8 protein-coding genes are annotated in these 8,213 nt (G+C 75.2%); all 8 read left to right on the top strand.

What is annotated here, in order from left to right:
• The coding region (locus ABD308_RS08325; RefSeq protein ID WP_344329889.1) for a molybdopterin-binding protein at positions 1-545 on the top strand (545 nt) is incomplete at its 5' end.
• A gap of 71 nt (positions 546-616) precedes the next feature.
• The gene (locus tag ABD308_RS08320; RefSeq protein ID WP_344330091.1) at positions 617-1,612 is read left to right on the top strand and encodes a potassium channel family protein; all 996 of its coding nucleotides are present in this window, start codon (positions 617-619) and stop codon (positions 1,610-1,612) included.
• A 9-nt stretch (positions 1,613-1,621) separates the two neighbouring features.
• Entirely contained in the window at positions 1,622-2,185 is a 564-nt protein-coding gene (locus ABD308_RS08315; RefSeq protein ID WP_344329881.1) for a YbaK/EbsC family protein, read from the top strand.
• 51 nt (positions 2,186-2,236) lie between these two features.
• Positions 2,237-3,214 carry an NAD(P)H-quinone oxidoreductase gene (locus ABD308_RS08310; protein ID WP_344329874.1) on the top strand — a complete coding sequence of 326 codons (978 nt, stop codon included), beginning with the start codon at positions 2,237-2,239 and terminating at the stop codon, positions 3,212-3,214.
• 158 nt (positions 3,215-3,372) lie between these two features.
• Positions 3,373-4,020, top strand: coding sequence for a hypothetical protein (locus ABD308_RS08305; protein WP_344329867.1), 648 nt, complete (start codon positions 3,373-3,375; stop codon positions 4,018-4,020).
• A gap of 147 nt (positions 4,021-4,167) precedes the next feature.
• Positions 4,168-4,782: a bacterial proteasome activator family protein gene (locus tag ABD308_RS08300; protein ID WP_425554720.1), complete on the top strand. Its 615-nt coding sequence runs from the start codon at positions 4,168-4,170 to the stop codon at positions 4,780-4,782.
• A gap of 288 nt (positions 4,783-5,070) precedes the next feature.
• Positions 5,071-6,456: a protein kinase domain-containing protein gene (locus ABD308_RS08295; RefSeq protein WP_344329865.1), complete on the top strand. Its 1,386-nt coding sequence runs from the start codon at positions 5,071-5,073 to the stop codon at positions 6,454-6,456.
• 110 nt (positions 6,457-6,566) lie between these two features.
• The coding region (locus tag ABD308_RS08290) for a protein kinase domain-containing protein (protein ID WP_344329862.1) at positions 6,567-8,213 on the top strand (1,647 nt) is incomplete at its 3' end.

Raw genomic sequence — 8,213 nt, 5'->3', positions numbered from 1 at the left:
GCCTCGGCACCGAGACCGGCGACCCGCGCGCCGTCCGCGACGACGCCGGGCTGCTCCGGGACGCCCTGCGGAACTCCGCCGCCGACGTGGTGGTCACCACCGGCGGGACGGCGGCCGGCCCGGTGGACTTCCTGCACCGGGTGCTCGCCGAGTGCGGCGCCCGGCTGCTGGTGGACGGCGTCGCCGTCCGCCCCGGTCACCCGATGCTGCTGGCCGAACTGCCCGGCGGACGCCATCTGGTCGGCCTGCCCGGCAACCCGCTGGCCGCGGTCGCCGGCATGGTGACGCTCGCCCTGCCGCTGCTGCGCGCGCTGGCCGGCCGGAGCGCCGGCGAACCGTCGCCGGCCGTCGCCGTCGACCCGCTGCCCGGCCACCCGGTGGACACCCGGCTGCTGCCGGTCCGCCGGACCGCCCGCGGCGTGCTGCCCCTGCCGTACGACGGCCCGGCGATGCTGCGCGGCCTGGCCCGGGCCGACGCGCTCGCGGTGGTGCCACCGGGCGGTGCGGCCGCCGGTGACGAGATCGAACTGCTGGAGGCCCCGTGAGCGTCCGACGCGTCCGAGACCGGCTGGCCGGGCCGTCCGTGCCGGGCACCGAGCCCTGGGCCGACTCCGGGATCGTGCTGCCCGCCCGGCGCACCGCCCCCGCGGTGCGGCAGGTCGGCTCCCGGCTGCTGCTGGCGCTGGGCGTCCTGGTGGCCACCACGGTGATCGTCTGGCTGGACCGGGACGGCTACAACGACAACGCCGGCGGCGGGCTGAGCTTCCTGGACTCGGCGTACTACGCCACCGTGACGCTCTCCACCACCGGGTACGGCGACATCACCCCGTTCAGCGAGAGCGCCCGGCTCACCAACATCCTCGTGGTCACTCCGCTGCGGGTGCTCTTCCTGATCATCCTGGTCGGCACCACGCTCGAAGTGCTCACCGAACGCACCCGTCAGCAGTGGCGGTTGAACCGCTGGAGGTCCACCGTGCGTGAGCACACCGTCGTGATCGGCTTCGGCACCAAGGGCCGCAGCGCCATCGACACCCTGCTCGGGCAGGGGGTGCGCAAGGAGGAGATCGTGGTGGTCGACCCGCAGCGCAGGGCGGTCGACCAGGCCGCGCAGCAGGGCCTGGTGGGCGTGGTCGGCGACGCCACCCGGACCGACACCCTGCTGCGCGCCGGACTGCCCACCGCCTCCCGGGTGGTGGTCGCGCCGGAGCGGGACGACACCGCCGCGCTGATCACCCTGACCGCCCGCCAGCTGACCCGGTCGGCCACCATCGTCGCGGCGGTGCGGGAGGACGAGAACGCCCCGCTGCTGCGGCAGAGCGGCGCCGACGTGGTGGTCACCAGCTCCAGTTCGGCGGGCCGGCTGCTGGGCATGTCGATGCTCAGTCCGCACGCCGGCGCGGTGATGGAGGACCTGCTCACCTACGGCAATGGCCTGGACGTGGTCGAGCGCCCGGTCACCCGGGCCGAGGCCGGGCACGACCCGCGCGAGCTCGACGACCTGGTGGTGGCGGTGGTGCGCGGCCGGCGGGTGATCAACTACACCGAGGCGGAGGCGCGGACGCTGCAGCTCACCGACCGGGTGATCGTCATCAAGTCGGCCGAGGGGGCGTAGGGTTCCCGCATGACCGGTCAACCGCGGCTCCCGTTCGGCACCTTCGACTTCTCCGCCCCCGCGCTGGAGGTGGTGGACCGGCTGGTCGCCCCGGTGGCCGACGCGCTGAAGAACTGGGACGACCGGGAGGCCGCCCGGTCCGTGCTCTACGTCGAGACCGATCCGGAGAAGGCCGACACCGCCGTCTTCTGCGAGACCTACGGCGTGCCGCTCGACGCCTCGGCCAACTGCGTGGTGGTCGCCGCCAAGCGCGGCGGGGAGACCACCCTGGCCGCCTGCCTGGCGCTGGCGACCACCCGGGTCGACGTCAACAGGACGGTCCGCCGGCACCTGGAGGCCCGCAAGGCCTCGTTCGCGCCGATGGACACCGCGGTCGAGGCGACCGGCATGGAGTACGGCGGCATCACCCCGGTCGGCCTGCCGGCGGACTGGCCGCTGCTGGTCGACGAGGCGGTGGCGGCGGCCCCGTTCGTCCTGGTCGGCAGCGGGCGCCGGCGGGGCAAGCTGATCCTGCCGGGCCGGGTGGCGGCCGCGCTGCCCGGCGCCGTGCGGCTCCCCGACCTGGCCGGCTGACCGCGCGGGTCGCCCGCCCGCCGGGCCGCCGGCGCGCAGTAGCGTCGGGCCATGCATGCGATGACGATTCCTGAACCCGGCGGGCCCGAGGCGCTGGTCTGGGCCGAGGTGCCGGACCCGGTGCCCGGGGAGGGCGAGGTCCTGGTCGAGGTGGCGGCCACCGCCGTGAACCGCGCCGACCTGCTGCAGCGGCAGGGCTTCTACGACCCGCCGCCCGGCAGCCCGCGCCATCCCGGTCTGGAGTGCGCGGGCCGGATCGCCGCGCTGGGCGCCGGGGTGTCCGGCTGGGCGGTCGGCGACGAGGTCTGCGCGCTGCTGGTCGGCGGCGGCTACGCGGAGAAGGTCGCGGTGCCGGTCGGCCAACTGCTGCCGGTGCCGCCGGGGCTGTCCATGGAACAGGCCGCCGCGCTGCCGGAGGTGGTCTGCACGGTGTGGTCCAACGTCTTCCTCACCGCGCACCTGCGGCCGGGCGAGACGGTGCTGGTGCACGGTGGCGCCAGCGGCATCGGGACGATGGCGATCCAGCTGGCCAAGGCGGTCGGCGCCCGGGTGGCGGTGACGGCGGGCGGTCCGGAGAAGCTGGCCCGCTGCGCGGAGCTGGGCGCCGACGTGCTGATCGACTACCGCGAGCAGGACTTCGTCGAGGTGCTCCGGGAGGCCACCGGCGGCGCCGGGGCGGACGTGATCCTGGACATCATGGGCGCCCGGTACCTGGGGCGGAACGTGGACGCGCTGGCGGTCAACGGGCGGCTGGTGATCATCGGGCTGCAGGGCGGGGTGAACGGCGAGCTGAACCTGAACACCCTGCTGCGCAAGCGCGGCGCGGTGATCGCGACCAATCTGCGCGGAAGGCCGCTGGCCGAGAAGGCGGCGATCGTGGCGGCGGTGCGCGAGCACGTCTGGCCGCTGGTCGCCTCCGGGGTGGTGAAGCCGGTGGTCGACCGGGTGCTGCCGCTGACGGAGGCCGCCGAGGCGCACCGGGTGCTGGAGGCGGGGGCGCAGGTCGGCAAGGTGGTGCTGCGGGCGTAGCGGCCCGGCCCGGGGCCGGCGGGGGTCCGCCTCCCGCCGGTCCGGGCCATCCGACATGCCCGGAATGCCGGGAATGCCGGACTGTGTGACGCTGGACGGGAGCTGTCCCGCCGCCGACCCCGCCCCGCGCGGTCGGCCGTCGCGGAAGGACCTCGACCGTGTTCGCACCTTCGTCCGCGTTCCTCGGGCCGTTGCCCGCAGCACCGCCGCCGTCCTCCGTCCGCCGTGCCGAGTGGCGGGCGCGGCTGCTGGTGGTGGCGGCACTCGGTCTCGCCGTTCCGCTGGTCGTCGCCCCGGTGGCGGTGGCGGCCGTTCCGGAGCCGTCCCTCTCCCCGGAGCCCGCCTCGGCCGCGTCCGGCGCCGTCGGCGGGTCCGCGCTCGTGCCGACCGGTGCGCCCGGGTGGCAGCGGACCGGGCACCTGCGCCCCGGCGTCCCCTGGGCCGAGTGGGAGCAGCGCCGGCAGCGGCACCACCCCGCCTCCGCCCCCGAACGCGCCGGGCGGGTGCCCGAGCAGGCCGCGGAGCAGGGTGTCGAGCAGGCCCCCGGGCAGAGCCCGGAACAACCGGTCGAGCAGGCGCCGGAGCAGCCCGCCGACACCGCGCCGGACCCCGCCGCGGACACCCCGTCCCCGGCCGGGCCCTCCGGGAGCACCGGGAGCGAGACGCTGGCGCTCGGCCGTCCCGGCCCGCTGCTGCCGCCCACCCGGTGGGACGACGCCTCCACCCGCCAGCTCCCGCTCGGCGCGGGCCTCGGCCTGATCGGCTGCGGACTGGGGCTGATCGGCCTGCGGCTGCGGCGCGGCTGACCGCGCGCCCCCTCGCGTGCTCGGCCCCGGTACCCGGGCGGACTGAGTATCCGTACGGATACCGCGGCCCGCCCCCGGGGCGTAGCGTCGTGCCCGGGTGGCCGGGGGCCTCCACCCCGGCAACCCCAGTGAGGGAGAATGTGGTTCATGACGAATCCGATGAACGAGCGCTCGTCGCAGGAGTTCCACCAGGCCATGGGCGGGCAGTCGCAGGACGGCCAGAAGGTGCTGATCGTCGGACCGGACGGGCTGCCGGTGGGCCAGGGGACGGTCGGCATGGGCGGCATGGGCGGCGACGAGGGGGACGGACCGCGTGAACTGCCGGTGACCGAGATGGTCGAGCAGCCCGCCAAGGTCATGCGGATCGGCAGCATGATCAAGCAGCTGCTGGAGGAGGTCCGGGCGGCCCCCCTCGACGAGGCCAGCCGGGCCCGGCTGAAGGACATCCACGCCAGCTCGATCAAGGAGCTGGAGCTCGGTCTGGCCCCCGAGCTGGTCGCCGAGCTGGAGCGGCTGTCGCTGCCGTTCACCGAGGACTCGATCCCGACCGAGGCCGAGCTGCGGATCGCGCAGGCGCAGCTGGTGGGCTGGCTGGAGGGGCTGTTCCACGGCATCCAGACCGCGCTGTTCGCCCAGCAGATGGCGGCCCGGGCGCAGCTGGAGCAGATGCGGCGGGCGCTGCCGCCCGGTCTGCACGGCGGGGACCCGGAGGGTGACGAGCCGGGCGAGGGCCGCGGCATCCGCTCCGGCCCGTACCTGTAGGCCGCAGCCGTACCTCCACGGTCCCGTCGGGACCGTGGGGCACCGGGCGCGACGGGGCGTCGCGGTGCCGCACGCAGTACCGGCCGGTACCCGGTCGCGACCTGGACACAGTGTCGGCCCTGGACCGGTCGGCGTCGTCGCGAGCCGATACCCTGGGCCCCTGTCGCAGGCCGGGCGAGCGCCGCGACAGGGGTCGGGCAGGCCAGCGGGCCGGGCCCGCACACGCACGGACGAGACCGAACGTCACGGTCGCGGCGGCAGGGCCGCGCCGAGGGGGAGCAGAGGACCATGAGCGAGCACGGCAACGCGGCGGTCGAGGGCTACTCCCTGGGCAACGGGCGGTACGTGCTGCAGCGGGTGCTGGGCGAAGGCGGCATGGCCTCGGTGCACCTCGCGTACGACAGCGTGCTGGACCGCCAGGTCGCGCTGAAGAGCATGCACGCCGAGCTGGGCCGGGACGACTCGTTCAAGGAGCGGTTCCGCCGCGAGGCGCAGGCGGTGGCCCGGCTGGAGCACCCCAACATCGTCACGGTGTACGACAGCGGCGAGGACATCGCCCCGGACGGCTCCAGCACCCCGTACATCGTGATGCAGCTGGTCGACGGCAAGGGCCTGCGGGACGCCATCAACGAGGCCGTCGCCCAGCACGGCGCGATCGCGGTCGAGGAGGCGCTGCGGGTCACCGTCGGCGTGCTGAACGCGCTGGAGGCCTCGCACGACATGGGCCTGGTGCACCGCGACATCAAGCCCGGCAACGTGATGTTCGACCGCAAGGGCAACATCAAGGTCATGGACTTCGGCATCGCCCGCGCGCTGGAGAGCGGGGTCACCTCGATGACCCAGACCGGCATGGTGGTCGGCACCCCGCAGTACCTCTCGCCCGAGCAGGCGCTGGGCAAGCCGGTGGACGCCCGCTCCGACATCTACTCGGTCGGCGTGATGCTCTTCGAGATGCTCACCGGCCAACTGGTCTTCGACGGCGACTCGGCCTTCTCGATCGCGTACAAGCACGTCCAGGAGGAGCCGCCGGCGCCGTCCGCGCTCAACCCGCGGCTCAGCCCGGCGGTGGACGAGTTCGTGGCCAAGGCGCTGCGCAAGGACCCCGCGCACCGCTACCCGAGCGCGGCGGCGATGCGCGACGAGGCGGAGCGGCTGATCGGCGCGGCCAAGGGCGGCGGCAGCCCGCTGGCGGCCAGCAACCCGCTGGTGATCACCGACGGGCCGCGTTCGGTGCACGCGGCCGCGCAGGCCCCGCAGACGCCGCGGCCGTTCCCGCAGCCGCAGCCGTTCCAGGCCCCGCCGCCGGCGTTCCAGCAGCCGCACACCCCGCAGCCGTTCCCGCAGCCGCAGCCGTTCCAGACGCCCCCGCCGGCGTTCCAGCAGCCGCACACCCCGCAGCCGTTCCCGCAGCAGCAGGCGCACACCCCGCCCCCGCACCCGATGCCGGCGCCGCCGTTCCAGCCGGCCCCGGCGTCGAACAGCGGCGGCTGCTCGACCGCGCTGGTGATCATCGGCATCATCGTCGGCGTGATCGTGCTGGCGGTCATCATCATCGCGATCGTGGTCAACCGGGCCGAGCGGGACACGGGGTCCACCTCGAACTCGCGGGTCTCCGGCGAGATCTCCACGGTGCTGCGGCTGGACGGTCCGGCCGACCGGAATGGCCTGCTCTGACGGTTTCCGCCCGGATCGCGCGTGCTACAGGCGTCGGCCGGAGACGGTAGCGTTCGGGGATACGAGCGACAGGGCACCGCGATCCGAGCGAAGGCCCGGGGCGAGGAGCGATGGCACAGACGCAGCATCCGGACGACGACGACGGGGCCTGGGCGGCCGGTCCGGCCGGCGGGGCCCCGAGGACGCCCGCGCCCGGGAGCGACGCCGCCACCACCGCGCTCCCGCCGTACGGGGGCCCGGGCCCGCAGACGCCAGGCCGGGGCACCACGGCTCCGCTGGGCACGGTCGGTGACGGCCGCTACCGGCTGACCCACCGGCTCGGCCGGGGCGGCATGGCCGAGGTGCTGGCCGCCCAGGACGTCCGGCTCGGCCGGACCGTGGCGGTGAAGCTGCTCCGCGGCGAACTCGCGCAGGACGAGATCGCCCGGCTGCGCTTCACCAGGGAGGCGCACGCCGTCGCGGCGCTCAACCACCACGCGATCGTCTCGGTGTACGACACCGGCGAGGAGTTCGTCGGCGACGAGTCGACGCCGTACATCGTGATGGAGCTGGTCGAGGGCCGGACCGTCCGCGAGCTGCTGGTGGACGAGGCGGAGCCGCCGGTCGACCAGGCGCTGATCATCATCGCGGGCGTGCTGGAGGCGCTGTCCTACAGCCACCGGCACGGCATCGTGCACCGCGACATCAAGCCGGCCAACGTGATCATCACGAACAGCGGCGCGGTCAAGGTGATGGACTTCGGCATCGCCCGGGCGCTCACCGGCACGGCCTCGACGATGACCCAGACCGGCATGGTCATGGGCACCCCGCAGTACCTCTCCCCGGAGCAGGCGCTGGGCAAGCCGGTCGACCACCGCTCCGACCTGTACGCGGCCGGCTGCATGCTGTACGAACTGCTGACGCTGCGCCCGCCGTTCACCGGTGACACCCCGCTGTCGGTGGTCTACCAGCACGTGCAGGACAACCCGGTGCCGCCCTCGCACGCCAATCCGCGGGTGCCGGCCGGGCTCGACCACCTGGTGCTGCGCTCGCTGGCGAAGAACCCGGACGACCGGTTCCAGGACGCCGACGAGTTCCGCGCGCACATCGAGCACGCGCTGCGCGAGCTGACCGGCGGCACCGGCGGCTGGGCGATCGGCACCGCGGCCACGGCCCTCGGCGGTCTCGGCGGCGCGCTGCCGCCGGTCGGCGTGGACGAGACGGCGGTGCTCGGGTCCGGTGTCCCGGGCGACCCGACGGCGATGCTGCCCTACCAGGTGCCGGGCGGGCCGCACACCCCGTCCGCGGCCTACCCGGCGGCCGGCGGGTCCTACGGGGACGGCGGCTCCGGCGACGGGCACGGCGGCGGCGGGCACGGACGCGGCTCCGGCCGGCGCGGGCCGTGGCGCCTGGTGGCCGGCGTCGTGGCGGTGATCGTCGCGGCCACCACCGGCATCGCGTTGGCGCTCAGCGGCGACGACGAGGGCGGCGGGGGCGGGGGCGGGCAGCCGGGCGACACCACCCCGTCCGCCGGGGTCGTGTCGACGGCGCCGGAGGCCACCACGCCCACTTCCGGTTCGACCGCGACCTCGGCTCCGACCACCCAGGGCTCCAAGCGTCCGCAGCAGCCGCCGGCCGACAACAACAACGGCGGCAACCAGAACCAGCAGCCGAGCCAGCCGACCGGCAAGCACAACACCCCGAGTCCGACGGCGACGCCGACCATGAACGAGACCAAGCCGCCGGCGCCGTCCACGACGCCGACCGGCACGGCCACC

Origin of the sequence: Kitasatospora putterlickiae (genome assembly GCF_039527695.1) — a bacterium.
Lineage (GTDB): Bacteria > Actinomycetota > Actinomycetes > Streptomycetales > Streptomycetaceae > Kitasatospora > Kitasatospora putterlickiae.
The sequence above is the reverse complement of the archived record's forward strand: the minus strand, read 5'-3'. Positions and strand labels throughout refer to the sequence as shown.